The following is a 24,615-nucleotide window of genomic DNA, read 5'->3' on the forward strand; positions in this document are numbered from 1 at the left end:
CGATCGCCGCCATGACACCCTCGGAGCCCGCCGAAACCAGGGCGACAACGCGTGAAACCCGGACGACAACACGTGAAACCCGGACGACATCACCGTCGGCCGGGCGGTCCTCGCAGACCGCGACGCTCGCCGAGATCGCCCGCGAGGCCGGTGTGTCCGCGCCGACTGTTTCGAAGGTCCTCAACGGACGGGCCGACGTCGCCCCGGCCACCCGCACCCGGGTCGAGGAACTCCTGCGCGCCCACGGCTACCGGCGCCGCCGCGCCGAGGCCAGCCGGTCGCCCCTGATCGACCTGGTCTTCCACGAGCTGGAGAGCGCCTGGGCGATGGAGGTCATCCGGGGCGTGGAGAACGTCGCCCGGGACGCCGGGCTGAGCGTCGTGCTGAGCGAGAGCGCGGGGCGGCTGACCCCCGGCCGGACCTGGGCCGACCAGGTCGCCGCCCGGCGCCCGCACGGCGTGATCCTCGTGCTGTCCGGCCTCGACGAGTCCCAGCGCGCCCTGCTGACCAGCCGGTCGATCCCGTTCGTGGTGATGGACCCGGCGGGCGACCCGGGCGCCGACGTGCCGTCCATCGGGGCGACCAACTGGCAGGGCGGACTCGCCGCCACCCGGCACCTGGTCGAGCTGGGGCACCGCAGGATCGGCGCGATCACCGGGCCGTCCCGGATGATGTGCAGCCGCGCCCGCATCGACGGCTACCGGGCCGCCCTGGAGACGGCCGGCCTCCCGGTCGAGCAGGACCTGATCCGCCCCGGCGACTTCCACCACGAGACCGGCTACCGGCAGGGCCTGGAGCTGCTGCGCCGCCCGGACCGGCCGACCGCCGTCTTCGCCGGGAACGACCTCCAGGCGCTCGGGCTGTACGAGGCCGCGCGTGAGCTGGGGCTGCGGATTCCGGAGGACCTCAGCGTGGTCGGGTTCGACGATCTGCCGATCGCGCGCTGGGTGGGGCCGCCGCTGACGACCGTACGGCAGCCGCTCACGGAGATGGCGGAGGCGGCGGCGAAGCTGGTCCTCGACCTCGCGCGGGAGGAGGGGACACCGGCGGCGACGCGGGTGGAGCTGGCGACCAGCCTGGTGGTGCGCAGCAGTACGGCGGCGCCCGACGGGGCCTGAGTGGCCCCGGTGGCCGGAAGTTGACGTATTGACGGGTGGGACGGGCGCCTTCACACTCCTCCGAAGTCAATCGGTTGCACGACCGAAACTTTCGGAGGCACCCGCAATGAGACCCTCCAGATCGTCACGTGCACGTCTTGCCGCGCTCCTCACCGCAGCCGCCGCCCTCCTGCTCACGCTGGGTGCCACCCCGGCCCAGGCCGCTGACACGCCGCTGCGCGACCTCGCCGCCGCCAAGGGCAAGGTCATGGGCACGGCCGTCACCGGCTCCAAGCTCACCGGCGCCTACGGCGACATCGCGGGCCGCGAGTTCAACGCGCTGACCCCGGGCAACGCCATGAAGTGGGGCTCCGTCGAGCCCACGCGCGGCAACTTCAACTGGGCCGAGGCCGACCAGATCGTCGCCTTCGCCGAGGCGCACGGCCAGCAGGTGCGCGGCCACACCCTGGTCTGGCACAGCCAGAACCCGAGCTGGCTGACGAACGGCAGCTGGACGCCGGCCGAGCTGAGCGGGCTGATGAACGACCACATCGCCACCGAAGTCGGCCGCTACAAGGGCCGGCTGGCGACGTGGGACGTGGTGAACGAGCCGTTCAACGAGGACGGCGCCTACCGGCAGACCCTCTGGTACAACGGCCTCGGCGCCGACTACATCGCCCAGGCCCTGACCGCCGCCCGCGCCGCCGACCCGAGCGCCAAGCTGTACATCAACGACTACAACGTCGAGGGCGTGAACGCGAAGAGCACGGCCCTGTACAACCTGGTGCGGTCCCTGAAGGAGCGCGGCGTACCGATCGACGGGGTCGGCCTCCAGGCCCACCTGATCCTCGGCCAGGTCCCGTCCACCATGCAGCAGAACATCCAGCGCTTCGCCGACCTCGGCGTCGACGTGGCCATCACCGAGCTGGACATTCGTATGCAACTGCCCTCGGACAGCGCCAAGCTGACGCAGCAGGCCGCCGACTACAAGGCGGTCATGAACGCCTGCCTCGCGGTGTCGCGGTGCGTCGGCGTCACCGTGTGGGGTTTCACCGACTCCGACTCCTGGATCCCGAGCACCTTCCCGGGGCAGGGCGCGGCGACGCCGTACGACGAGAACTATGCGCCGAAGCCGGCCTACGCCGCGATCGCCGAGTCGCTGGGCGGCGGCACGACGACACCGCCTCCCACGGACGCGTGCACGGCGACCTACAGCGTCACCAGCCAGTGGAACACCGGCTTCACCGGGCAGGTCCGCATCTCCTGCTCGGGGGCGGCGCTGTCGTCCTGGAAGGTCAGCTGGGCGTACGGGGCGGGGCAGCAGCTCACGCAGGCCTGGAACGCGACCTGCACTCAGTCGGGGGCGACGGTCACCTGTTCCAACGCCTCGTACAACGGGACGGTTCCCGACGGCGGTTCGGTGACCTTCGGGTTCAACGGGTCGTGGAGCGGGAGCAATCCGGTGCCGACGGTGACGCTGGGCTGAGAAGTCTGAGATTTTCCGAAGAAAAGCCGGTCTGGCGTTCCTGCACGTAATAATTCGGACTTACGTTCCTCTCCATGACTGGACGAGACGAGAACGGGGACGACGGCAGACGAGTGGGCCGGCGGTCGAGAGCGCTGAAGACCGCCGGCCTCATCCTCGCGGGAGCCCTGGTGTTGGGCGCGGGCACGGCAGGCTGGGCCTTCTGGCATCTGAACGCCAACATCAAGAGCGTCGACATCGACAACGCGCTCGGCGACGACCGCCCCGCGAAGGCGGTCACGACACCGTCGCCGTCGGCCTCCGCCTCGGCGTCCCCGCTGCCCACCGGCTCCCTGAACATCCTGGTCCTGGGCTCGGACTCGCGCAGCGGCGAGGAGAACAAGAAGCTGGGCGGCGGCAGTAGCACCGGAGCCCGCTCGGACACGGCGATGGTGGTGCACATCGACGGGGGCCGCACGAAGGCGACGGTCGTCAGCATCCCGCGCGACACCCTGGTCACCCGCCCGTCCTGCCCACTGTCGTCGGGCGGTTCGACGCAGGTGGCGTACAACGCCATGTTCAACAGCGCGTACGCGATCGGCGGCCCCGTGTGCGCGGTCAAGACGGTCGAGTCGATCACCGACGTCCGCATGGACCACTTCATCGAGATCGACTTCTCGGGCTTCGCGAAGCTGGTGGACGCGCTGGGCGGCGTCACGGTCACGACGGACGAGGACATCGACGACGAGGACAGCCACCTGACGTTGGAGGCGGGCACCCATCACCTCGACGGCAAGACGGCCCTCGCCCTGGCGCGCACCCGCCACGGCATAGGCGGCGGCAGCGACCTCGGCCGCATAGGCCTGCAGCAGAAGCTGGTGAAGGCCCTGCTGGAACAGATCGCCGCCACCGACCTCCTCACCGACCCGGCCAAGCTCTACCGCGTCGCCGACGCGGTGACGGGCAGCCTGACGACGGACACGGGACTGGACTCGCTGAGCGAGCTGATGAGCCTGGGGGAGAGCCTGAGGGGCCTGTCCTCCGACACGGTGAAGACGGTGACCATGCCGGTGGTCACGGCGGCCTCGAACGCGAACCGGGTGGTGGCGGACGAGCCGGAGGCGAGCGAGTTGTGGGAGTCGTTGCGTTAGGAGGGCCGGATGACTGCCCAACTTGATTCATGGGCTGCGCGGCGGGTCAACGCCTCTTCCGCAGCAGCCCGTCCACTACCGCCTCCAACTGCTCGGCGATGTCGTAACGCCCCTTGATCTCCTCCCAGTTCGCCGCCAACTCGGTCATCCGCGGCAGTGCCGCCGCGTCCTCCTCCGTGAGGAAGGTCGGGAAGAACGGCCGGCGTTCGGGGTCGGCGGCGCGACGGGCATCGGCTCGCTGGAAGACCAGGGCGCCGTAGACGACGTACCAGATGGTGCGGTAGGCGTGGAGGGCCTGGGTGGGGGTCAGGCCGCAGGAGACGGCCGAGTCGATGATCTCCTCGGGCATCCACAGCGCGTCCTTGTCGGTGAGGTCGCCGAGGCTCAGTACGTCGATGACCCAGACCATCTCGCTGAGGATCGCGTGCATGTGGACGGCGGTCGTGAGGATGCGTTCGCGGGGGTCGGAGGGCAGCGGCGGGCGCGGGAACGCCGCCGCCATGCCCCGCAGGGTGAGCAGGAGCAGCTCGTCCTTGTCGCGTACGTGGTTGTAGAGCGCCATCGGCGTGGCGCCGACCTCCTTCGCCACCCGGCGCATGCTGACCGCCTCGACGCCCTCCTCCTGGATGATCCGCCGGGCCACGTCGACTATCTGCTCCGCCGCGATGCGGGGCGGACGGCCGCGTTTACGGCCCTGGGAGTTCGCTGCCTCTGTTGCCACGGGAGGCATTGTCTCGCGGCGGTGTCGGCCGATCGGAAGACGGCGGGCCGGCCGGCCCTGGTTAATTTATGTACGCGTATATTAATCTGCTTCGCATGGTGGATACCGTCAACTCTCAGAAGCCGGGCGCCCGTTGGTTACTGCCGGTGCTGCTCGCCGTGCAGTTCCTCGTCTCGCTCGACATGTCCGTCGTCAACGTCGCCCTGCCCGACATCGGCGGCGGACTCGGGTTCGAGGCCGAGTCGTTGGCCTGGGTCGTCAACGCCTACGCGCTCACCTTCGGCGGGCTGCTCATGTTCGGCGGGCGGCTCGCCGATGTCGCCGGACGGCGGCGGGTGCTCGTGGCCGGCTTCGTCGTCTTCGGACTCGCGAGCCTCGTCGGTGGACTCGCCCAGGCGCCGGGGCAGTTGATTGCTGCCCGGGCGGTGCAGGGGATGGGCGCTGCCCTGCTGTCACCGGTCGCGCTCGCCCTGATCACCGTCAACTTCCCGTCGGGAGCAGCACGTTCGCGCGCCCTGGGGCTGTGGGGAGCCGCCGGTGCGGTCGGCGGGGCCGTCGGGGTGCTCGCCGGCGGGCTGCTCACCGATTGGCTCGGCTGGCGGGCCGTCATGTTGGTCAACGTGCCCGTCGTGGTCGCCGTACTGGCCGTCGTACGGCCCGGTGTACCCGCCGATGACCGGCGGGGGAGCGGGAGCGGGCCGCGGCTCGACGCCCTCGGCGCGCTCCTCGTCACCGCCGGAACCTCGCTGCTCGTCCTCGGGCTGATGCGGACCGAGACCCACGGCTGGACGGCGTGGCAGACCGGCGGGGTGCTGGGCGCGGGAGTCGTCCTGCTGGCGGTCTTCGCCGTGGTCGAGACGCGCGTACGGCAGCCGCTGCTGAGGCTCGGGATCCTGGCCCAGGGGCCGGTGCTCGCGGCGAACGTCTTCGCGCTGCTGATGTCGGCAGGCCAGTTCGCCGCCTTCTACTTCACCTCCCTCTACATGCAGCAGGTGCTGGGGTACGGTCCCACCGCCGCCGGGAGTGCCTTCCTGCCGTTCTGCGTCGGGGTCGTGGTCGGATCGGTGATCGCCGCGCGCACGGTCGGGCGGGTCGGGTCCGGGGTGTTGCTGCTGGTGGGTGGGTTGCTCGGGGCGGCCGGCATCGCTTGGTTCGCGGCGGCGGTGGCGGTGGACGGCGGGTTCTGGCTCTCCGTCCTCGGACCGTCGGCGGTCGCCTCGGTCGGCATCGGCATGTGCTTCGTACCGTTGGGGACGGCCGCCACGTACGGGGTCGCGCCGGCGGAGACGGGGATGGCGGCCGGGCTGCTCAACAGTTCGCGGCAGGTGGGCGGGGCTGTCGGGCTCGGGGTGCTGGTGACGGTGGCGGCGGGCGCCGGTGGGGACGGGGCCGAGGGGCTCGTCGACGGGTACGCGGCGGCGTACTGGGTGGCGGCGGGGTTGCTCGCCGCAGCCGCCCTGGCCGCCGGCGCATTGCATGGGAAAGGGGCCCTGCCTGCGGAAACGCCCGCCGGAGAAAAAAATCCAAGGAATTCCGGCGAGCGTGTCGATCCGGAGGTCTCCCGTTCGACGCACGAGTGAGAGGCCGGAAAGGACCCGGCCCATCCGATCCGATCCGAGGAGTCACCATGCCCCGTTACCTGTCGCTCGTGCAGATCGACGAGAACACCATGCCCGCCGAGGGCCCCAGCCCCGAGCTGATGCAGCGCATGGGCGAGCTGATCGAGGAGGTCACCAAGGCCGGCGTCATGCTAGACACCGCCGGGCTGACCCCCTCCGCGCAGGGCACCCGGGTGCGCTGGGAGGGCGGCAGTATCTCCGTCACCGACGGGCCCTTCACCGAGGCCAAGGAGGTCGTCGGCGGCTACGCGATCATGCAGTGCAAGGACAAGGCCGAGGCGCTGGAGTGGACCAAGCGGTTCCTGAAGGTGCACGAGGAGTTCTGGACGGTCACCTGCGAGGTGCGGGAGATCGCGGAGGGCTGAGCCTTCCTTTGCGCGGGGCCGCGTGGGGTGTTCGATGGTGGGTTGTGGAACCACAGCCCACCGCCGACCCGCGCGGTACCGTCGAAACCGTCTTCCGCATCGAGTCCCCACGCATCATCGCCGCCGTGGCCCGCACCGTCCGCGACGTCGGCATCGCCGAGGAACTCGCGCAGGACGCGCTGGTCGCCGCGCTGGAGCAGTGGCCCCGGGACGGCGTGCCCGACAACCCCGGCGCCTGGCTGATGGCCACGGCCAAGCACCGCGCCGTGGACCTGATCCGCCGCCGCGAGAACTACGCCCGCAAACTCCAGGACATCGGCCGCGACCTGGAGACGACGGCACCCCCCGAGGAGCCGTCTGCCCTCCATGACCCTGACGACATCGACGACGACCTGCTCAGGCTCGTCTTCACCGCTTGCCACCCGCTGCTGTCGCCACAGGCCCGCATCGCCCTCACGCTCCGCCTCCTCGGCGGCCTGACGACACCGGAGATCGCCCGGGCGTTCCTGGTCCCGGAGCCGACGATCGCCCAGCGCATCGTCCGCGCCAAGCGCACGCTCGCCACGAAGAACGTCGCCTTCGAGGTCCCGTACGGCCCCGACCGCGAGGCCCGCCTCGGCTCGGTCCTCGACGTCATCTACCTCATCTTCAACGAGGGCTACGCCGCCACGGCCGGCGACGACTGGCTGCGCCCCGCCCTGTGCGAGGACGCGCTGCGCCTGGCACGCGTGCTGTCGGGACTGATGCCGAAGGAGCCGGAGGTGCACGGCCTGACCGCCCTCCTCGAATTCCAGACGTCCCGCGCGGCAGCCCGCACCGGCCCCTCCGGCGAACCGATCCTCCTCAAGGACCAGAACCGCCGCCGCTGGAACCGCATGCTCATCGCCCGCGGCATCACGGCGTTGTCCCGCGCGGACGCGACGGCCACGGGCGCCCCCGGCCCGTACGCACTCCAGGCCGCGATCGCCGCCTGCCACGCGCACGCGTACACCTACGAGGAGACGGACTGGAAGACCATCGCCACGCTCTACGGCCTGCTCGCCGCCCGCGCCCCGTCCCCCGTCGTCGAACTCAACCGCGCGGTCGCCGTGTCGATGGCGGACGGCCCGGAACCCGCCCTGAAGATCGTCGACGCGATCGCCACCGAACCGGCCCTGCGGGACTACCACTTGCTGCCGAGCGTGCGCGGCGACCTGCTGCTGCGCCTCGGCCGTACGGCGCAGGCACGGGCGGAGTTCGAGCGGGCGGCGGGGCTGACGCGGAACGAGCGGGAGCGGGAGATGCTGCTGCGCCGGGCGACAGAGGCCTCGTAGGGCGAAAGGGCCGCCTGTGTCAGTGGCCGCTGCCAGAATCGACTGGCGGTCAGGAAACGGGGCACGGGGGTTCGGTGCTGAGTGCGGTCGTCGCAGCGGGTTCCGGCACGCCGATCATCAACACGCTTCGAGCTCCAGGAGGCTTCCGGCAGGCGGTTGAAGGAGCACGAGTGGGAGCGCGAGGACCGCGGCCCCTCCGCTTCGTGCGCGAGGAGGAACTCGGCGAGCGGGACCGCAGCCGTGCTGGCGACGGCACCCGCAAGGAATCCCTGGCCGCCGACACGGCCACCTCCTCGTCCCACACCTACGCCCCGATCGACGCACTCCAGCGCTACCAGCGCATCGTCGTCGTCGGTGACCCGGGCGCCGGCAAGACTGTGCACGCTCATCAGAGCACTCGGGGCGGCGGGACGGCCCGCCGATGCTCTTCTGCACACGGTCGGGCGTTCATCAGGCAGGTCGGTTGTCGGGCAATGATGTGTCGGCTGCCCCGAACTCCGCTTCGCGGCCCGCCCGACAAGGATCAGGCCGTCGAGGACGTCGACGACGAACTGGGACGCGGGGCATGGCTTCGAACTCGTCTCGTGAGTCGTCGTTCAGCACCGTGTGCGTATCAGGTGACGGATGCTCAGCGATGGCTGGGCCCGCCGGTCAGTCGATGCCTTCGATGATGCGGAAGTCGCGCTCGACGCCGTCAGGGAGGGCCACCAGCGCCTTCTGGTATGCCTCGCTCTCGTATGCCGCGACGGCCTGTTCAAAGCTGTCGAACTCGATCAGAACGACGCGTTGCGTGATTCCGGCCTCGTGGGCGACGACTCGCCCGCCACGGGACGGGATCCGGGACAGGGTGCGCCCGCCCCCAGCCTGGACAGCCGGACCGGCCAGCTTGTCGTAGGCAGTCAGCCTCGCAGGGTCGGAACTGGCGGGGTAGACACTGACCCAGTAGCCCTTGGCCATGGAAACCTCCTGTGTTCGGCCGGACACGTCCGACTTCGAATTGACACTCAGATCGATCGATCCCGGCATGCGCAGGTTAGGGCTTGATGTGCGGTCCAGGGAAAGACCGGTACGGGATAGACTCAGAACGGATCGTTATCAATCGGCAGGGAGGGCACGTGGCGCCGGATACGGTGAGCCTGCGGTACTTCCTGGTGCTGGCGCAGGAGTTGAACTTCACCCGCGCGGCCGCACGGATCGGTATCGCACAGCCCGCACTCAGCGCCCGGATGCGCCGATTGGAGGCGGAACTCGGTACGGCCCTGCTGGTCCGCAACACACGTAGCGTCGTATTGACCACGGCCGGTGCGGCTTTGGCGGAGTCCGCGCCGCCCGCGCTGGCGGCGCTGGACCGGGCGTGGGACACCGCCCGGAGCGCGGCGGCCGGTGAACTGGGCACGCTGCGCATCGGATACAGCCTCAGCACCGGGGCCGAGACGGCACCAGCCCTGGTGGACAGGCTGATTCGCGGCAACAGCGGACTCGAGGTCGGCGCGGTCCCGATGGCGACACCGGAGATCTCCCCCGCGGTCGCCGACGGCCGCATCGATGCCGGGATCACCCGCGGTGAACAGCCGGGCCGTGGCGTGCGCCGGTTCCTGCTGCGGCGTGCGCGCATCGGGGTCCAGCTGGCGCAGCACCATCCGCTGGCCGAACACCCGGAGATCGAGATCGCCGACGCGGCCGCGTATCCGCTGCGACTCCCGGACCGTGCGGCCAACCCCGTGATCCACGATCAGCTGTCCGCACTGTTCCGAGACACCCGACCACACCCCCGATTCCACACGCCCGCAGTCTCTTTCGACATGTCTCAGCGCGACCTGCGCGACGGGGTCACCCTCGCCCCGGCCGGAGAAGCCGCGGCCACGGCACAACCGGCCGGTCTCACCTGGCGACCGCTGCGAGGCGCGCCCAGCCTGACGATCCACCTGGTCCTCCCACGCGAGCAGTCGCCACTACACCGCCGCATCCGTGCCGTCGCCAAAACCCTGGCGCACGAGCTGCACTGGCTGCCGGACTGACGCGCAAGAGGTCAAGCGAGACGGACGCCTGCGGTGGCGAGGCCGAAGACCCTGCGCCCGGCGGACTTCGCCGTGATGACGACGACGGTGGTCTTGGATACCGGCTCTGAACTTCGACGATTCATGGACTACATGTCCGTGTCGGCGAGTTGGGATCGTTGTTGTCGCTCGTTCGTGTGGTCGTCCTGACGCGAGCGGGAGCACGGTGCGCGAGGCTCGCAGCGCGGGGGCGCCTGGGCCCCCGTTGAGCTTGTTCCGCTTTGACGGACACCATCGGTGTGGTGGTCAGGCCGCAGGTGCGGTCTCGTACTCGGCGGGACTGCGGTAGCCGAGGCTGCTGTGCAGTCGGTGCAAGTGGTACCAGCCCTCGATGAAGTCGAAGATCGCGGTGCGGGCCGCAGCCCGACTGGGCCAGGAGCTCGTGTCGAGCAACTCCCGTTTGATGGTGGCGAAGAACGACCCGGCCGCCGCCGTCCGCGAGAGCGTCGCCACCCTGCGGGCCCTGGAGGAGTGCGCCGCGCGGCTGCCGCTGGACGAGCTGCGCGAGGCGCAGTCCCGGCGCGACGCGATGGCCGTGCAGCGCATCGTGCGCATCGCGCTGTTCGGCTGAGGGCCGGACTGCATCGGATGGTCAGGGTGTGCTCACCTCGAAGCGTTCCACCAGCACTTCGCCGCCGAGGGCCTGGGTGGCGTGGTTGAAGACGGCGAAGCGGTAGCCCAAGAAGAACTCCCACGCGTTGGTCATGGTGAAGGCCGGGCCGAGCGGGGTGAAGGTGGTGCCGTCGGTGCTGTAGGAGAACGTCGCCTGGCGGCCCGGCCCCGGGCTGATGTCGGCGGCGGCGCGCAGCCAGACGCGGCTGCCGGACGCGGGGAGGTCGGCGCGGGCCTGCTCGGTGCCGGTGCCGGTGGTGTTCCAGCGGGCGTCCATGGTCAGGCCGTCGAACATCACCAGCCTGCTGACGCCGTCCTGCCGCGTGACGCCGATCCAGGCGGAGGAGTCCCGCAGCATCGCCAGCCCGGCCCGGTCGCCGTCCGCCATCCCGGAGAAGTCGAGCACGACGGTCGCGGTGGAGGCGGGGCCCTGGATGCGGCGGGTGAGGGTGTTACGGGCGTTGTAGAGGTCGTCGGTGACGGTGGCGGTCCTGAGGGTGAGCCCGTTGTCGACGGTGAACGCGGCGGTGTCGGGGTTGTGGTTCCACTCCCAGTACGGCGCCAGCGCCGTCCCCTGGAAGGTGTCGGCGCCGGTCATCGGCGGGAGCGGGTGCGGGGTGACCGGGTAGGGGTATGTCTCGCCCCACGCGCCGTCGACGAGCTGGAGCTCGGGCCAGCCCTCGGCGTTCCAGGTGACCGGGGCCAGGGCGGGGACGCGGCCGCCGGGATAGGCGTCGATGAAGCCCATGTAGTACCAGTCGCCGTTCGGGGTGTCGACCAGCGCGCCCTGGTGCGGCACGCCGCCGCCGGGGATCGGGCGGGACAGGTCCCACAGCACTTCCCGCATCTCGTACGGGCCGAAGGGGCCTGAGGTGGACTTCCAGATGTACTGCCCGGCGGTGCCGTCGGCCGGGCGGGTGACGAAGATGTAGTAGTTCCCGTTGATCTTGTAGAAGCGGGAGCCCTCCATCAGGCCGAACTCGGCGGGCTTGGTGAGCACGTGCTCGGACCTGACCTCGGTGCGCATGTCCGGGGAGAGCTGCGCGACGTGGATTTCGTTCGCGCCGTACGCCACGTACGGGGTGCCGTCGTCGTCGAAGAGCAGCCCCGCGTCGTAGTAAATGCTGCCGATCTCGGCGTGCCGGGTCCAGGGGCCCGCCGCGTCGGTGGCGCTGTATACGTACGACCGCTGGAAGCCGATCTGGCCCAGCCAGTAGAAGGTCTCGTCGCTGGGGCGGTAGCGCATCGAGGACGCCCAGATGCCCCCGACGTACGCCCGTCCGCCCTTGAGGTCGTACGCGTCGCCGAAGTCCAGGACCGGCACCGAGTGGCCGATGAACTCCCAGTTGACCAGGTCGTAGGAGCGCAGGACGGGCGCGCCCGGCGAGTAGTGCATGGTCGAGCCGGTGTAGTAGTACGTGTCGCCGACGCGGATGACCTCGAGGTCGGCGAAGTCCTGCCAGATCACCGGGTTGGTGAACTGCTCCTGCTGGGCCGTCGTGGCCGCCGCCGCGCGCGTCGCGCCCATCGCCGGCAGCGTGGCGCCCGCAACCAGGCCGACCGTGGCCGCCATGACTTTCCGGCGGCTGTGGGGGTGTTGGAGCCAGGACATTCGAGATCAGCTTCCTCACGTGTGGGGGACCGAGAGCGAAGTTCGAGATATCAGACAAAGTTCTGACTGTCGAACGGGAATGTAGGAGGGGGTGGGAGGGGTGTCAACACCGGGCGATCAGCGGGTGGTTGGCGGCTCGCCCACAGCAGCAGTCATCGTTCGGTGATCCTCGGACGCCGGCGACCCCGGCTCACTCGACAAACCCTGAAACCGACCGACTCACCAGGCCTGACACGTTCCGCGTCTCGTGGTTGACCAGGACGAGGCCGCCACCATCCGGGTTCTCCGCGTGCACGGGCGGGCTCGGCCTTGCACCGAGCCCGCCGCTCACACTCCACCCGTTCCTGATCGCTCGCTGTGACGCTCACCCGGTTCGGCGTACGTCGTTGCCCGCGAGCGTCAGGAACACCAGGACCTGCGTCACGCCACCGGCTAGCGCTGCAGTGTCAGCACGCCCGGCCGGTACGGCAGGGTGCCGTAGTCCCCGCCGTCGGTGCGGGGGTCGCGCCCCTGGTAGAGGAACTGCAGGTTGCAGGGGTCAATGGTCTTGGTCTGGTCGGGGTTGGTGCGAACCAGATCGCCGTGGCTGATGTCCCTGGTCCAGGCCGTCGCGCCGCTGTTGGCACTGCCGGCGAAGGGGCTGGTCACGGTCTCGGCCTGCGGCTGCGGTGTCCACGTGCCGTCGAGGCTGGTGGCCGTGAACGAGCGGAAGTAGCGACCATACCCCGTGTAATTCTGGGCCTCGACGATCATGAGATACTGGTTCTGACCCTGGATCTTGTAGACCTCCGGCGCCTCGAACAGCTTGTCCTCGGTGTCGCTCATGACCGTCGTGACCGAACCGAAGGTGCCCGGGAAGTTGCCGATGGGCATGCTGGACCGGTAGATGTCGCCCTTGTCGTTGGCGAAGAACATGTACATGTTCGTGTCGTCGCCGATGAGGGTCACGTCGAGGGGGCCCCCCTTCGGGAGGGTGCCCGTGAACAGCTCCTGCTGCGCGGACCAGCCGTTGGGGTTGGTGGGGTCGCTCGAGGTGCGGTAGGAGAAGCTGTATGGCCAACCCCCGTTGTAGGCGAGCACCCAGAGGTTCTTCGGGGCGAAGTAGAACAGCGTCGGCGCGATGCCATCGAAGGGAATCGTGTTCTGGGTGGCGGTGGCCATGTCGGACCAGTTCGTGAAGGGGCTGAAGGTCGTCAATCCCCAGCGCCCATCCTCACCGGCGACGGTGTCGTGCGTCGTGGCATAGACGACGTGCTTGCCGTTGTGGACGACGCTGGTGAAGTCCTTGAGCGAGGCCCACCCCGCCTTCGGCTGCGCCAGCGGGCCGGTCGAGGTCCACCGGTAGGTCGACGGAAGTGCACACGCGTTGCTCGTCCCGGACAGGCCGGTCCACTTCTGGTTGGCGCCACCGTGGCACGACCAGAGCCGCACCGCCGTGCCGTTGGCCTTGCCCCAGCCCGCGACCTCCAGGCACAGTCCGGACCGCACGCCGACGATCGTGCCGTCGGGGTTCACCCGCCACTGCTGGTTGTCACTGCCGTTGCACGTCCAGATCTGCACCGGGCTCCCGGCCGTGGTGGCGCCGCCCCGGACATCCAGGCACTTGTTGCCGTACACGGTCAGCTGGTTGCTGTCCGTCGACGTCCACTGCTGGTTGGTTCCGCCGTGGCAGTCCCAGATGTGCACGTTCGCGCCGTCGGTCTGACTGAAGCCCTCCACATCGAGGCACCGGCCGGAATCAACACCGCGCACATCGCTGGTGGTGGCCGCCTGAGCCGGACCGGCGACGAGCAGCGCCGCCAACGCGGCCAGGGCCGCGACCACGGCGGCGAGCACCGCGGACGGGCGTCTGAGGCTGGAACTACGTCTGCGCATAAGGACCTCGTCATCCTTGCCCTACGTTCGTTATGTCGAACAAAGGTCGAAGTATCGATCGAGAGAATGCTAGACATCCCATGAATGACGTCAATACTTCTCGCACGATTCGTGGGCAGAAACGTTCGCAGGCTGAAACCAGGCGGCTTCAAGTCCCGTGGTTGTACGGGTCTTTGGCTGAGGGTCAGGTAGGCAGAGGCCAGGCCGGGAGTGTGGCCAGGCCCAGGCTCGTGAGTCGAGCGGGTAGGGCTCCGTCAGGTTGCTGTGACGTGCGGGAACACAGACCCCGCGACTGTCGGCCCGGCGAACCGCCGGGTGGGCCCGCGCAGGTCGACGCTGTGGCCCTTGCCGCCGGTCGGCGAGACCGGCGGCGAGGTCCGCGAACAACGCTGACTGGGAGCAGTACGTTCAGCTGCTCGCAGTGATCAACGGCTGGTCGCCCCCGGAAAACCTGGCACCGGTACTCGACTGGTTCATCCAGGCCTTGCGTGCCCGGAGTTCCGAATGGTGGCGCGGCCGCCGGTACCGCGGGAGGCGATGCCGCGCGGCTTGACGTCGACCTGCCCGCCGCAGCCGCCGGACTCCTCCCGATATCACGCTGTACGGCAGCCAGGACGGTGTCGACATCCTGCTCAGCCACCAGGAGGCACAGGCCACAGACGACTCGGCCCCCTCCTTCCCGAGTGAGGCGGGGCCGAGCCGTCTCCGCCGTCAGGCGAGCGGCGGAAGCTGTTCGCCCTGGACGGCCTGGAGGTCGATCCCGACGCGGAGCGTGGTGCCGATGGCGGCCATGCCGACCTGGACGACCTGGTTGTAGTTCATCGCGAAGTCCTCGCGCGGCAGTTCCACGGTGGCCCGGAACGCGGCCGACCGCCGACGCCGGCGCGGAGGCCGACGGTCCGGCGCGTACGCCACGGGTGGGTGGCGTTGCTGCCGGGCCGTCAGTCACTCACGCGGTCTCACTTCCCGTGCAAACCCCTGGGGCGACGTCCGCGAAGCACCAGCACGCCGCCGGCGGCGATGACCAGCAGGCCACCGAGGGCGCTGTACGTGACAACAGCGCTGCTCGCCCCGGTGGAAGCCAGGTCGCCGGACGTGCTGCTCGGGGTCGCCTGGCCGACGGGCGCGCCGACCTCCCCCTGCGCACGGGTGCCGGTCGTGCCGGGGGCCGAGGCAACCGGCGTGACGGCGGTCGGCGTGGGGGCGGGCGTCGGCTTGTCAGCGCCGGCGGTCCCCGGCGCGGGCTTCAGCTGAAGAGTCGTGATCGAGTACGGCGGCAGCGTCTGTGCGGCCGCCGTGCCCCGCTTCGCCGTCGTCAGGGCAGTGTCTCCCTTGGCGTACGAAACGGTCGTGACCGCCCCTGCGGCCGGGGTGAATCCGGCGTACGAGAGCGCCACCTGCGCCGCGTTCTTCGGGCTCTTGTTGGTCAGCATGACGTTGAGACCGCCGGTGCTGTTCCGCACCGCGTGCACAGTGACCGACGAGTTGCCCGAGGACGACTTGACCATGGTGTCGCCAGGCTTCGCCAGTGCGGTCAGCGAGCGGATGCCCCAGTAGGTGGGGAAGGGCGTGTCGCGCGTCGGTTCGCACTTCCCCCCGGCGCAGGTGCCGGCGGAGAGCACACCCCCGTCCTGGTAGTCGGTCTGGCCGTGGACGGTGGTGGGTGCTTGGTCCGTGCCGTTGTGCAGGTTCCACCAGTCCACGTGGGTGGCGCCTTGCTCGAACCAGGTCATGTAGGTGTCCGGCGCGAACAGGGCCGCGGCCTGGCTGGTCTGGGCGGGCGAGCCGACGGCGCCGTTCTCGGTGACCGCGATCTCCACCGAAGCGGCGCGCGAGCCCGTGTACTTGGCGATCAGCGAGCGCAGCGAGGACCTGACACCGGCGATCCGGGAGGGGGTGTTCAGCAGGTCGGCCGTGGTTTTGCCGCCCGGATACCAGTGGACGATGACGAAGTCGATCGAGCCTCCCGCGATGGAGAGCACCGTGTTGTTCCAGTCGGCGGTGTCACCGGGAGCCTTCTCCGCATCCGGCCAGAAGCCGGGGGTGGTGAGCACCGCTCCGATCTTCACCTTCGGGTCCACGGCCTTCATCGCCTTCGAGTAGGCGACGAGGTTCTTCCCGTACTCCTTCGGGCTCTTGTCGGCGTGGTTGTCGGTTTCCCAGCCCTTGCCGTTGCCGTAGTGCCCGTTGCCGTAGACCTCGTTGCCGATCTCCCAGTACTTCACGCCGTAGCCTTTGTCGACGTTGGCGTACTTGACCCAGTCGGCGGCCTCCTGGGGGGTGCCGGAGCCGTAGTTCGCGGTCAGGATCGGCTGGGCGCCGACCTTCTTCGCGGTGGCCATGAAGTGGTCGAAGTCGGTGTTGGAGGGGATCCAGCCGCTGCCGTCGCCGTAGGTGTGGGTCTTCCAGTGGTAGTCGTCCGCGCCGGAGCCGCCGGGATAGCGCAGCTGCCGAACTCCCGCGGCCTTCATCAGCGATGTCACCTTGGCGGTCCCCATGTGCTCATCGCCGAAGCCCGTGTTGAGGCCGACACCACTGCTGGGCACCGTGCCCAAGGAGGTACCGGCATCCACACGGATGCCGACGGTCGGCGCGGCGCCGGCGCTGGGCGCCAGGGCGCCGACACCGGCCGAGGCGGCGAGCACCGCCACCGCCCCCGCGACAAAGCGCCGGCGCATCCGGCTACGGCGGGGCGTGCGACCCCAAGGCATCGGCTGCCATGCGGATCTCGGGTCGTCTGGTGACACGTGGGGCTCCGATCGGGTGTTGACACAGAGGGCGTAGCGCCGCTGACCACGGCTCGCCCTCGTCGGTACACCCCTAGGTGGCCACTCAGAGCGGAAAGGTTGCCGTCTCAATTACTTTTTTCGCCGAGACGCGGTCGCACCGTCTCACCGGACCCGGTGAGACGGTGATCCGGTGCCCTGGTGACACGCCCGGGCTCCCTTTCGACCTCGACGGCGCGAACCATCACAGGCTTCCGGCCGCACACCGCCCCGCGGTGGCCGAGCGGCTGAAGCCGCACAGGAAGCACAGGAAAAGACAGACGGCGGCCGCCGCCACCGCGACGGCCCTGTTCTCGTACAGCTACCGCCAGGTGGTGTGTAGCGCTGAGTAACTACTTGGGGCTGCGGTCGCGCTGCTGAAGGGCGGCGAAGTCGGCGTGTGCTGTCTCGACGGCCTCGGGGTACCCCTTGGTCTTCTCGTGTTCGGCGAGGGCCCGGTAGACGCTGGCGACGGACGGGCTCTGTCCCTTGCGCTTGCCGGTGGGGTTGATCAGGGCGGGTTGGAACTGCTCGACGGACTCGCCGAGTGCCTTGCGCCGCAGCACGGTGTGCAGCATGTCGTCGGTCATGACCGGGGGCCGGCCACCGTACTTGCCCTTGCGGGCCGCGGTATCGAGTCCCTCCAGCGTCGACTCCCGGATGTTCTCCCGCTCGGTCTCGGCCATCGCGGCGAAGAAGCCGAACAGCAGCTTGCCGGGGCCGGGGGGATCGTAGATGCCGGGCAGCGGGCCGGCGAGCATTTCCAGCACCAGGCCGTGCTCGGTCAGATGGTCCGCGAGGGCGGTGAGTTCTGCCGCGTCGCGCCCCAGCCTCTTCATCTCGAACACGGTGAAGATGACCCGGCAGTGCGGGGCGTGCGCCTTGATCTCCCGGGCGGTCTTCAACGCCTCCTCGAGCTCATTGGGGATCTCGCGCGGGACGTCTCCGCCGACCCCGACTGGCCCTCGCGCAAAGGAAGGCAGGGCCGGCCTGACTACCTCGAAGAGCGCGGCGCCATCGACGCGGCTATCGAGACGCTCGAACGTGCCTGGACTCAGTACGAGGTATACCGGGCCGCTCAAACGGATTGAGAACAGGGCCGTCGGCCGGGCTGGTCCCGGAACCTCTCTGGGACCTCCGAGGACGACCAACGACGACAGGCAACGACCACTAACGACCGGTCGACCGCAGGTCAGTTGGGGTAGCCAGCCCCTTGACGAGGGCTAAAAAGCGGGCCCGTCAGACCAGGGCAAGAAGAAGTAACGGGACGCCAGTAAGCCCCCACCCCGCGCTTTCCCCGCGGGGCGGGGGCCTTTTGGTGGGGCTGGGCCGTCTCTGGGCCAAATTGCCAGGGCATGGTGGACGACGTCATCGACTTGATCCACCAGGCCGACCAGCCGGGCACCAGCGGCGTTCGGCCACGACTTCCTCGAATGCGGGATCGTCGTCGAATCCTGCCGGACTGCGCGCGGATGTCAGGTACGGATCAGTGCACGCTTGCCCGTTACGCCGCCATGCGCCCGCGAGGGAAACCCACGAGAGGGAGGAACCCCGGACGACCCTCGACCGGGGTTCCTCAAGGTGGTGAGTATCGGTCAGCAGGTGGAGTCGCCCACGCCGTTGACAGCTCGTCCACGCGTCGGCGGACCGCACCACATCGCGATCACCGTGGACCAGGCGGGTCAGCGCTGCAGGGTGAGCAGGCCCGGCCGGTACGGCAGTTTCAGGTAGTTGGGTTCCTGTGTGTTGTTGGGGAGGCCCTGGTAGAGGAACTGCAGGTTGCAGGGATCGATGGTCATGGTCTGGTCGGGGTTGTCGCGGACCAGGTCACCGTGGCTGACGCCCTGGGCCCAGGTGGAACCGCTGTTGGCCTGGCCCGCGAAGGGGCTGCTCTCGCTGCCGGCCTGGACGGTCCACGGACCGTCCAGGCTGGGGGCGGTGAACGAGCGGAAGTAGCGGTGCGTACCCTGCGCCTCAACGATCATGAGGTACTGGTTCTGGCCCTTGACCTTGTAGACCTCCGGCGCCTCGAACAGAAGGTCCCTTGCGTCGCTCATGACCGTCGTGTACGAGGAGCCGAAGTTGCCCGGGAAGTTCCCGATCGGCATGCTCGCCCGGTAGATCTTGCCGTTGTCAGCGGCGAAGAACAGGTACATGTTCTGGTCGTCGGCGATCATGGTCGGGTCGATCGGCTTGTCCCTCTGGTCCCCGGGGCCCTCGGGGAGGCTGCCGGTGAACAGCGGCTGCCTGGCGGACCAGCCGTTGGGGTTGGTGGGGTCGCTGGACGTGCGGTAGTAGAGCGGCCACTGACCCCACTGGGACACCATCACCCAGACGTTCTTGGGCGCGAAGTAGAACAGTTCGGGCGCCACCGCGCCGTCGTTCATCTGGGTCTGGGTGGCCGCCCCCATGTCCGACCAGTTCGTGAAGGGACTGAACGTCGTACCGCCCCAATTCGTTCCGTCGGAAGTGGTCGCGTAGACCAGGTTCTTGCCGTTGTACTTCACGGTGGTGAAGTCCTTCAGCGCGAGCTGCCCGTTGGCCGGCTGCGCCAGGGGGCCGGTCGAGGTCCAGCGGTAGGTCGACGGAAGAGCACACGTGTCGCTCGTCCCGGACAGGCCGGTCCACTTCTGGTTGGTGCCGCCGTGGCATGACCAGAGCTGCACCGCCGTGCCGTTGGCCTTGCCCCAGCCCGAGACTTCCAGGCACAGTCCGGACCGCACGCCGACGATCGTGCCGTCGGGGTTCACCCGCCACTGCTGGTTGTCACTGCCGTTGCACGTCCAGATCTGCACCGGGGTCCCGGAGGTGGTGGCGCCGCCCCGGGCATCCAGGCACTTGTTGCCGTACACGGTCAGCTGGTTGCTGTCCGTCGACGTCCACTGCTGGTTGGTTCCGCCGTGGCAGTCCCAGATGTGCACGTTCGCGCCGTCGGTCTGGCTGAAGCCCTCCACATCGAGACACCGGCCGGAATCAACACCGCGCACGTCGCTGGTGGTGGCCGCCTGAGCCGGGCCGGCGACGAGCAGCGCCGCCAACGCGGCCAGGGCCGCGACCACGGCGGCGAGCACCGCGGACGGGCGTCTGAGGCTGAAACTACGTCTGCGCATAAGGACCTCGTCATCCTTGAGCAAGCGACTCCGGTTTGGCCCGTCAGGGGCTGTCCGGCTGCCGGTGTGGTGCAGCCCTGTGTTCGTTATGTCGAACAAAGGTCGAAGTATCGATCGGGAGAATGCTAGACATCCCATGAATGACGTCAATACTTCTCGCACAATTCGCGGGCAGAAACGTTCGCAGGCTGAAACCAGCGGGCTTCAAGTCCCGTGGTTGTACGGGTCTTTGACTGAGGGTCAGGTAGCGGTGCGGGCGCGGGCTTGGTGATCATTACGGACCCCGACCAGGTCGCTCACCTGAGCCTCTGGTTCGGCTAGGCGGTTTCGTTTGGATCATCGGGCGGACCAGAGGAAGATGCCTGCGATGTGGATTCCGGCCAGGTAGATGGTGGCTGAGACCGGTGCATCGCCTGCCTGTCCGGCGGTGAGGACGAAAGCCAGAGGACGGCAGCGGGCATCGGCAGCCAGGTGGATCTTCGTTGTCGGTCCGCCGCGGGACCGTCCGATGGCATGGTCGTCGGGTTCGTCGGCCGGGGCCCCCTTTTGCGGGCCCCGGCCGCGTGCTGGTGGGCTCGCACGATCGTGGAGTCCACCGAGACCGCCCGGTCGAGGTCCTCGTCCGCGTCCGCCTGGGCCATCAGCGCAGTGAACACCCGCTCCCAGGTGCCGTCGACGGCCCACATCCGCAGCCGGTTGTAGACGCCTCGCCAGTTGCCGTACTTCTCCGGCAGATGCACCCACTGCGTTCCGGTCTGGAACTTGAAGGCGATCGCGTCGATCACCTCCCGGTGATCCCGCCGGCGGCCACCCAGCTTCGGCGTCCGGCCCGGGAGCAACGGCTCGATCCGCGCCCACTGCGCATCAGGCAACGACACACCGGACCAACGATCCGATGATCTGAACGGAACGCCCTAGGCCGGCCGCCCCACCAGCATCGTCGGCGCCCCCGCCACCCGAGTCAGAAACACGGTCGCCGAGTTGGGCCCCTGCGGCTTGACCTTCTTCCTCAGCTCCTCCGGCTCGACCGCCGACCCGCGCTTCTTGACGGTGAGCGTGCCGACCTCCCGCTCGCGCAGCAGGGCCTTCAACTTCTTGACGTTGAAGGGCAGTTGGTCGGTGATCTCGTACGCCGAGGCGTACGGCGTCGGCCGCAGCTCGTCCGCCGTGACGTACGCGATGGTCGCGTCGATGAGTCCGCCGTCCAGCTGATGCGCCACGTCCGCGACCAGATGCGCCCGGATGACGGCGCCGTCGGGTTCGTACAAGTACCGTCCCACGGACCGGACTTCAGGGTCGGGCAGCTTCGAGGAGAGCAGAGTCCGCAGCCCCGGCAACAGCGTGGCCCGCACTGCCCCGGCCGCAGTACCGAACCACAGCACCGCCTCCTTCACGTCCCCACCGTCCGAGATCCACTCGGCCTCGGCGTCATCGGGAATCGCCTCGTGGGGAATGCCCGGCGCGATCTTCAGCGCGGCCCGCGGCGCCTTGCGAGCGGCCTCCACGGCCCACGACAACGGCGGTGAGTAGGCCTCCGGATCGAAGATCCTCCCGCGACCACCTCGTCGCGCCGGGTCGACGAACACGGCGTCGTACCCGTTCGTGTCCACCTCGGTGACGTCGGCCTCCCGCACCTCGATGAGGTCGGCAAGACCGAGGCCCTCCACATTCGCCCGCGCCGCCGCCACCGTCACCGGATCCCGATCCACCGCCAGCACCCGGATCCCGGCCCGCGCCAACGCGATCGCGTCGCCCCCGATCCCGCAGCACAGGTCGGCGACCGACCCGATCCCCAGCTCCTTCATCCGCCCGGCCCGATACGTGGCGACACTCGCCCGCGTCGACTGCTCGACCCCGTTCGGCGTGAAGAACATCCGCCCCGCGTCCACCGCCCCGAACTTCGGCACCGCCCGCTGCCGCAGCCGTGCCTGTCCGAGCGCGGCCGACACCAGCTCGGCGGGGTGCTCGCGGCGCAGCCGGGTGGCGACGGCGAGTTCGTCGGCGGGGTCGGTGTCGCGTACGGCGTCGAGGAGGGCGCGGCCCTCGGGGGTGAGGAGACGGGAGAAGGAGGCGAGGTCGTTCACCGGGTCATTGTCGGCCAGCCGGTGGACCCTGCGCTCCAAGTCGGCCAGCCGGTAGGCCCTGCGCTCCATGTGGGTCAGTCGACGGACCCTGCTCTCCATGTGGGCCAGTCGGTGGATGGTCCGTCTCCCGGCGGCGGTGTCGGCCGATCCGCGGGGCGGGTGCCTGCGAGGATCCGGCCCCATGCGAGTAGTACGACAAAATGACAAAAGTCGCCGCAATGGGGTACGGATCCGTGGCGGAATCGCCGCGCTCACGGCCGCCGCCATCGCCTCGGGGTGTGCACAGGGTGGCGGAGGTGGGCACCGTGGCGGGGCCGGGCATGAGGCCGTACGCCCCACACCGAGTCGGCAGCCCCTCAAGGCACCGCCCCCCGGCGAAGTCCCGGACGCGCATGCCAAAGACCCCCATTCCAGGGACCGGCATGCCAAAGACCCCCACGCCGGGGACCCGCACGCCAAGGCGCCCCACCCCAAAGAGCCGCATGCCAAAGACCCGCAGGTCAAGAAGTTCCGGTCCGCCCAGGCCGCTCACGCCGCCCGTGTCGCCGCCGCGAGGCACTGGCGCCTGGCGCGAGTCCCGCTCACGCCCCCGCCGCCACCCGTCAGGAAGCCGAGGATCACCACCCGCGCCGGCTTCGAGGTCGACGGCCACGACGAACTCGGCCTGCCACCGGTCTTCACGACCGTCCCCACCAAGCAGCGGGTCGTCTTCCTCACCATCGACGACGGCGCCGAGAAGGACCCGGCGTTCCTGCGGATGATGAGCGAGCTGCAGGTGCCGTACACCGCCTTCCTCAGCGACTACCTGATCAAGGAGGACTACGGCTACTTCAAGCGGATGCAGCGCGACGGCGTGGTCCTGAACAACCACACCCTCCACCACCCCTACCTCCCGGCCCTCTCCTACTACCGCCAGAGGTATGAGATCTGCGGCATGCAGGAGGTGATCGAGAGGCGCTACGGCAAGCGCCCGCTGCTCTTCCGCCCACCCTTCGGGAACTACAACAGGAACACCCTGCGCGCCGCGAAGTCCTGCGGCATCGAGTACGTCCCCCTGTGGAACGAGGAGGTCTTCGTCGACCACTGGGACTACCGCGAGTGGGACCGGAAGATCCGCCCGGGTGACATCGTCCTCAGTCACTTCCGGGGCAGGGAGGACTGGAAGGGCACAATGCCCGACATGATCCGCCGATTCCTGAACAAAGTGACGGCCGAAGGGTATGCGGTGGCCCGGCTGGAGGACTACCTGTGAGGCCGGCGCCGGGGCTACGGGCTCTGGCGACCGTGGCCCTGGCATCCGCCCTGCTTGCCGGTTGCGTCCCGTCGACCGAGTCGGTCGGCCCCGGTGGAGGGCGACCGGGCGAGCAGACAGCGCAGGCGGCGCAGACGGCACAGGCGGCACGAGGGGCACGGTCGGCGAAAAGCCCGACGCCCACCGCGCAGCCGTACCGCCGATGGGGCCTCACCACCCCGTTGCCCGCGCCCCCGTCCCCACCCGCCCGGCGGCAGGTGTCACCCGGGGGTGATCGGCCGTCCGGGGGCGATCTGCCGCCTGTCGTTGACCGCATCCTCACCCGCGACCAGGTCGTGTTCCTCACCTATGACGACGGCGCCGAGAAGGATCCCCGCTTCGTCGACATGGTCCGTGAGCTGAGGTTGCCCGTCAGCATGTTCCTCACGGACAGCGTGGTCGGCCCGGGCTACGGCCACTTCGCGCGCCTGCGGTCGGTGGGCGCGTCGATGCAGAACCACACCCTCGACCACGCCGCCCTGCGCGGTCTGCCGTACGCCGGCCAGCGCGCCGAGATCTGCGGCCAGCAGAACAAACTCCGCGCCCGCTTCGGCATCCGGCCCCAGCTCTTCCGGCCGCCCTACGGCACGTACGACACCACCACGCTCCGCGCGGCGGCCGACTGCGGCGTGACGGCGGTGGTGCTGTGGCGGGTGGCGATGGAGGGCGACGGCGAACTGACGTACGCGAAGGGCCCGGCCCGACTGCGTCCCGGCGACATCGTCTCCGTCCCTTCGGGTGAACCGACCGGCCTGAGCCTGCGGGAGCGGACGACGCGGCTGCTGCGGGAGATCCAGGGGCGGGGGCTGACGGTGGGCCGGTTGGAGGACTACGTCTGACGGAACTTCCGGCGTCGGTCCGCATATCTCAGCCCGCTCACGGCAACGCCACGTGACCAGGAACGCGGCTCAGTCAGCGGAGCGAATTAGCAGTCCGCTTGACCGAGTGCTAATCGCGGTCATAGTCTCGGCTCTGGCACTCCCCACTGGAGAGTGCCAACTACGCGACGGGCAGGTCCGGCACCCGCGACGACGGATCGACCTGGTCGCCACCTCAGACAGTTAACCCCGTGAGATCTCCGAAGGGGGAGGTCGGATCGTGACGACCGCCAGCTCCAAGGTTGCCATCAAGCCGCTCGAGGACCGCATCGTGGTCCAGCCGCTGGACGCCGAGCAGACCACGGCCTCTGGCCTGGTCATTCCGGACACCGCCAAGGAGAAGCCCCAGGAGGGCGTCGTCCTGGCCGTGGGCCCGGGCCGCTTCGAGAACGGCGAGCGCCTTCCGCTCGACGTCAAGACCGGCGACATCGTGCTGTACAGCAAGTACGGCGGCACCGAGGTGAAGTACAACGGCGAGGAGTACCTCGTCCTCTCGGCTCGCGACGTGCTCGCGATCATCGAGAAGTAGTCACCTCGAGCATTCAGTTGCTTCCAGCTGCGCCCCTGGCCCCCGCGACCACATAAGAAGCCGGGCGCCCG

The 24,615-nt window shown here is 69.3% G+C and carries 21 protein-coding genes and 1 pseudogene; 11 read left to right on the forward strand and 11 right to left on the reverse strand.

Going from position 1 to position 24,615, the window contains the following annotated elements:
• Nucleotides 1-11: 11 nt before the first annotated feature.
• From EHO50_RS23635 to EHO50_RS23645, 3 genes are all read left to right on the forward strand, one after another.
• A complete protein-coding gene (locus tag EHO50_RS23635) occupies nt 12-1,118 on the forward strand; it encodes a LacI family DNA-binding transcriptional regulator (protein WP_128433168.1) in 1,107 nt (368 codons plus the stop codon).
• A 106-nt stretch (nt 1,119-1,224) separates the two neighbouring features.
• Nucleotides 1,225-2,583 carry a glycoside hydrolase family 10 protein gene (locus tag EHO50_RS23640; RefSeq protein WP_181449679.1) on the forward strand — a complete coding sequence of 453 codons (1,359 nt, stop codon included), beginning with the start codon at nt 1,225-1,227 and terminating at the stop codon, nt 2,581-2,583.
• Nucleotides 2,584-2,657: 74 nt separating this feature from the next.
• Nucleotides 2,658-3,713, forward strand: a complete 1,056-nt coding sequence (locus EHO50_RS23645; RefSeq protein WP_128433169.1) for an LCP family protein — start codon at nt 2,658-2,660, stop codon at nt 3,711-3,713.
• A 46-nt stretch (nt 3,714-3,759) separates the two neighbouring features.
• On the opposite strand, the gene EHO50_RS23650 is transcribed toward EHO50_RS23645, so the two are convergent.
• Nucleotides 3,760-4,443, reverse strand: coding sequence for a TetR/AcrR family transcriptional regulator (locus EHO50_RS23650; RefSeq protein ID WP_128433170.1), 684 nt, complete (start codon nt 4,441-4,443; stop codon nt 3,760-3,762).
• A gap of 86 nt (nt 4,444-4,529) precedes the next feature.
• Between EHO50_RS23650 and EHO50_RS23655 the strand changes: the two genes are divergently transcribed.
• The 3 genes from EHO50_RS23655 to EHO50_RS23665 are packed head-to-tail and all read left to right on the forward strand — an operon-like array spanning nt 4,530 to nt 7,731.
• The gene (locus EHO50_RS23655; protein ID WP_128433171.1) at nt 4,530-6,014 is read left to right on the forward strand and encodes an MFS transporter; all 1,485 of its coding nucleotides are present in this window, start codon (nt 4,530-4,532) and stop codon (nt 6,012-6,014) included.
• Between the two features lie 47 nt (nt 6,015-6,061).
• A complete protein-coding gene (locus EHO50_RS23660; RefSeq protein ID WP_128433172.1) occupies nt 6,062-6,418 on the forward strand; it encodes a YciI family protein in 357 nt (118 codons plus the stop codon).
• 44 nt (nt 6,419-6,462) lie between these two features.
• Nucleotides 6,463-7,731, forward strand: a complete 1,269-nt coding sequence (locus EHO50_RS23665; RefSeq protein ID WP_128433173.1) for an RNA polymerase sigma factor — start codon at nt 6,463-6,465, stop codon at nt 7,729-7,731.
• Between the two features lie 651 nt (nt 7,732-8,382).
• Here the strand turns inward: EHO50_RS23665 and EHO50_RS23670 are convergent.
• On the reverse strand, nt 8,383-8,688 hold the full coding sequence (locus EHO50_RS23670) for a DUF1330 domain-containing protein (RefSeq protein ID WP_128433174.1): 306 nt from the start codon (nt 8,686-8,688) through the stop codon (nt 8,383-8,385).
• 158 nt (nt 8,689-8,846) lie between these two features.
• On the opposite strand from EHO50_RS23670, the gene EHO50_RS23675 reads away from it, so the two are divergent.
• Nucleotides 8,847-9,749, forward strand: coding sequence for a LysR family transcriptional regulator (locus EHO50_RS23675; RefSeq protein WP_128433175.1), 903 nt, complete (start codon nt 8,847-8,849; stop codon nt 9,747-9,749).
• 285 nt (nt 9,750-10,034) lie between these two features.
• Here EHO50_RS23675 and EHO50_RS23680 read toward each other — a convergent pair whose 3' ends face one another.
• Nucleotides 10,035-10,181, reverse strand: a complete 147-nt coding sequence (locus EHO50_RS23680; RefSeq protein WP_425472250.1) for an IS3 family transposase — start codon at nt 10,179-10,181, stop codon at nt 10,035-10,037.
• Here EHO50_RS23680 and EHO50_RS46105 point away from each other — a divergent pair.
• Complete coding sequence (locus EHO50_RS46105; protein WP_425472259.1) at nt 10,120-10,359, forward strand: hypothetical protein; 240 nt, start codon at nt 10,120-10,122, stop codon at nt 10,357-10,359. The genes EHO50_RS23680 and EHO50_RS46105 overlap by 62 nt on opposite strands.
• Before the next feature lie 21 nt (nt 10,360-10,380).
• Here EHO50_RS46105 and EHO50_RS23685 read toward each other — a convergent pair whose 3' ends face one another.
• From EHO50_RS23685 to EHO50_RS23725, 8 genes and pseudogenes are all read right to left on the reverse strand, one after another.
• A complete protein-coding gene (locus EHO50_RS23685) occupies nt 10,381-12,012 on the reverse strand; it encodes a glycoside hydrolase family 43 protein (protein WP_128433176.1) in 1,632 nt (543 codons plus the stop codon).
• A 432-nt stretch (nt 12,013-12,444) separates the two neighbouring features.
• Nucleotides 12,445-13,887, reverse strand: coding sequence for a non-reducing end alpha-L-arabinofuranosidase family hydrolase (locus tag EHO50_RS23690; RefSeq protein WP_181449680.1), 1,443 nt, complete (start codon nt 13,885-13,887; stop codon nt 12,445-12,447).
• Nucleotides 13,888-14,598: 711 nt separating this feature from the next.
• Nucleotides 14,599-14,754, reverse strand: a pseudogene (locus EHO50_RS23695) (YceI family protein); the annotation flags it as partial.
• Between the two features lie 92 nt (nt 14,755-14,846).
• Nucleotides 14,847-16,565: a cellulose-binding protein gene (locus EHO50_RS23700; protein WP_246101358.1), complete on the reverse strand. Its 1,719-nt coding sequence runs from the start codon at nt 16,563-16,565 to the stop codon at nt 14,847-14,849.
• 440 nt (nt 16,566-17,005) lie between these two features.
• Nucleotides 17,006-17,557 (reverse strand): recombinase family protein, encoded by a 552-nt coding sequence (locus tag EHO50_RS23705; protein ID WP_246101360.1) that lies wholly within the window; start codon nt 17,555-17,557, stop codon nt 17,006-17,008.
• A 777-nt stretch (nt 17,558-18,334) separates the two neighbouring features.
• Nucleotides 18,335-19,762: a non-reducing end alpha-L-arabinofuranosidase family hydrolase gene (locus EHO50_RS23715; protein ID WP_128433177.1), complete on the reverse strand. Its 1,428-nt coding sequence runs from the start codon at nt 19,760-19,762 to the stop codon at nt 18,335-18,337.
• A gap of 317 nt (nt 19,763-20,079) precedes the next feature.
• Entirely contained in the window at nt 20,080-20,634 is a 555-nt protein-coding gene (locus tag EHO50_RS23720; protein WP_164904921.1) for an IS5 family transposase, read from the reverse strand.
• Nucleotides 20,635-20,676: 42 nt separating this feature from the next.
• Nucleotides 20,677-21,846 (reverse strand): THUMP-like domain-containing protein, encoded by a 1,170-nt coding sequence (locus tag EHO50_RS23725; RefSeq protein ID WP_246101414.1) that lies wholly within the window; start codon nt 21,844-21,846, stop codon nt 20,677-20,679.
• Nucleotides 21,847-22,027: 181 nt separating this feature from the next.
• Between EHO50_RS23725 and EHO50_RS23730 the strand changes: the two genes are divergently transcribed.
• The 3 genes from EHO50_RS23730 (at nt 22,028) to groES (ending at nt 24,544) form a co-directional block, all read left to right on the forward strand.
• Complete coding sequence (locus EHO50_RS23730) at nt 22,028-23,098, forward strand: polysaccharide deacetylase family protein (RefSeq protein ID WP_128433180.1); 1,071 nt, start codon at nt 22,028-22,030, stop codon at nt 23,096-23,098.
• A complete protein-coding gene (locus EHO50_RS23735; protein ID WP_246101362.1) occupies nt 23,095-23,976 on the forward strand; it encodes a polysaccharide deacetylase family protein in 882 nt (293 codons plus the stop codon). The genes EHO50_RS23730 and EHO50_RS23735 overlap by 4 nt, the downstream gene beginning before the upstream one ends.
• 259 nt (nt 23,977-24,235) lie before the next feature.
• The gene (groES, locus tag EHO50_RS23740; protein ID WP_055493212.1) at nt 24,236-24,544 is read left to right on the forward strand and encodes a co-chaperone GroES; all 309 of its coding nucleotides are present in this window, start codon (nt 24,236-24,238) and stop codon (nt 24,542-24,544) included.
• Nucleotides 24,545-24,615: the final 71 nt, after the last annotated feature.

This window comes from Streptomyces cyaneus (genome assembly GCF_004028635.1).
Classification (GTDB): Bacteria; Actinomycetota; Actinomycetes; order Streptomycetales; family Streptomycetaceae; genus Streptomyces; species Streptomyces cyaneus.

Coding starts and splice junctions, on each gene's coding strand:
- EHO50_RS23660 (WP_128433172.1), top strand. CDS start 6,062: ATGCCCCGTTACCTGTCGCTCGTGCAGATCGACGAGAACACCATGCCC.
- EHO50_RS23730 (WP_128433180.1), top strand. CDS start 22,028: ATGCGAGTAGTACGACAAAATGACAAAAGTCGCCGCAATGGGGTACGG.
- EHO50_RS23645 (WP_128433169.1), top strand. CDS start 2,658: ATGACTGGACGAGACGAGAACGGGGACGACGGCAGACGAGTGGGCCGG.
- EHO50_RS23700 (WP_246101358.1), bottom strand. CDS start 16,565: ATGCGCCGGCGCTTTGTCGCGGGGGCGGTGGCGGTGCTCGCCGCCTCG.
- EHO50_RS23655 (WP_128433171.1), top strand. CDS start 4,530: ATGGTGGATACCGTCAACTCTCAGAAGCCGGGCGCCCGTTGGTTACTG.
- EHO50_RS46105 (WP_425472259.1), top strand. CDS start 10,120: ATGAAGTCGAAGATCGCGGTGCGGGCCGCAGCCCGACTGGGCCAGGAG.
- EHO50_RS23640 (WP_181449679.1), top strand. CDS start 1,225: ATGAGACCCTCCAGATCGTCACGTGCACGTCTTGCCGCGCTCCTCACC.
- EHO50_RS23685 (WP_128433176.1), bottom strand. CDS start 12,012: ATGTCCTGGCTCCAACACCCCCACAGCCGCCGGAAAGTCATGGCGGCC.
- EHO50_RS23690 (WP_181449680.1), bottom strand. CDS start 13,887: ATGCGCAGACGTAGTTCCAGCCTCAGACGCCCGTCCGCGGTGCTCGCC.
- EHO50_RS23635 (WP_128433168.1), top strand. CDS start 12: ATGACACCCTCGGAGCCCGCCGAAACCAGGGCGACAACGCGTGAAACC.
- EHO50_RS23650 (WP_128433170.1), bottom strand. CDS start 4,443: ATGCCTCCCGTGGCAACAGAGGCAGCGAACTCCCAGGGCCGTAAACGC.
- EHO50_RS23670 (WP_128433174.1), bottom strand. CDS start 8,688: ATGGCCAAGGGCTACTGGGTCAGTGTCTACCCCGCCAGTTCCGACCCT.
- EHO50_RS23715 (WP_128433177.1), bottom strand. CDS start 19,762: ATGCGCAGACGTAGTTTCAGCCTCAGACGCCCGTCCGCGGTGCTCGCC.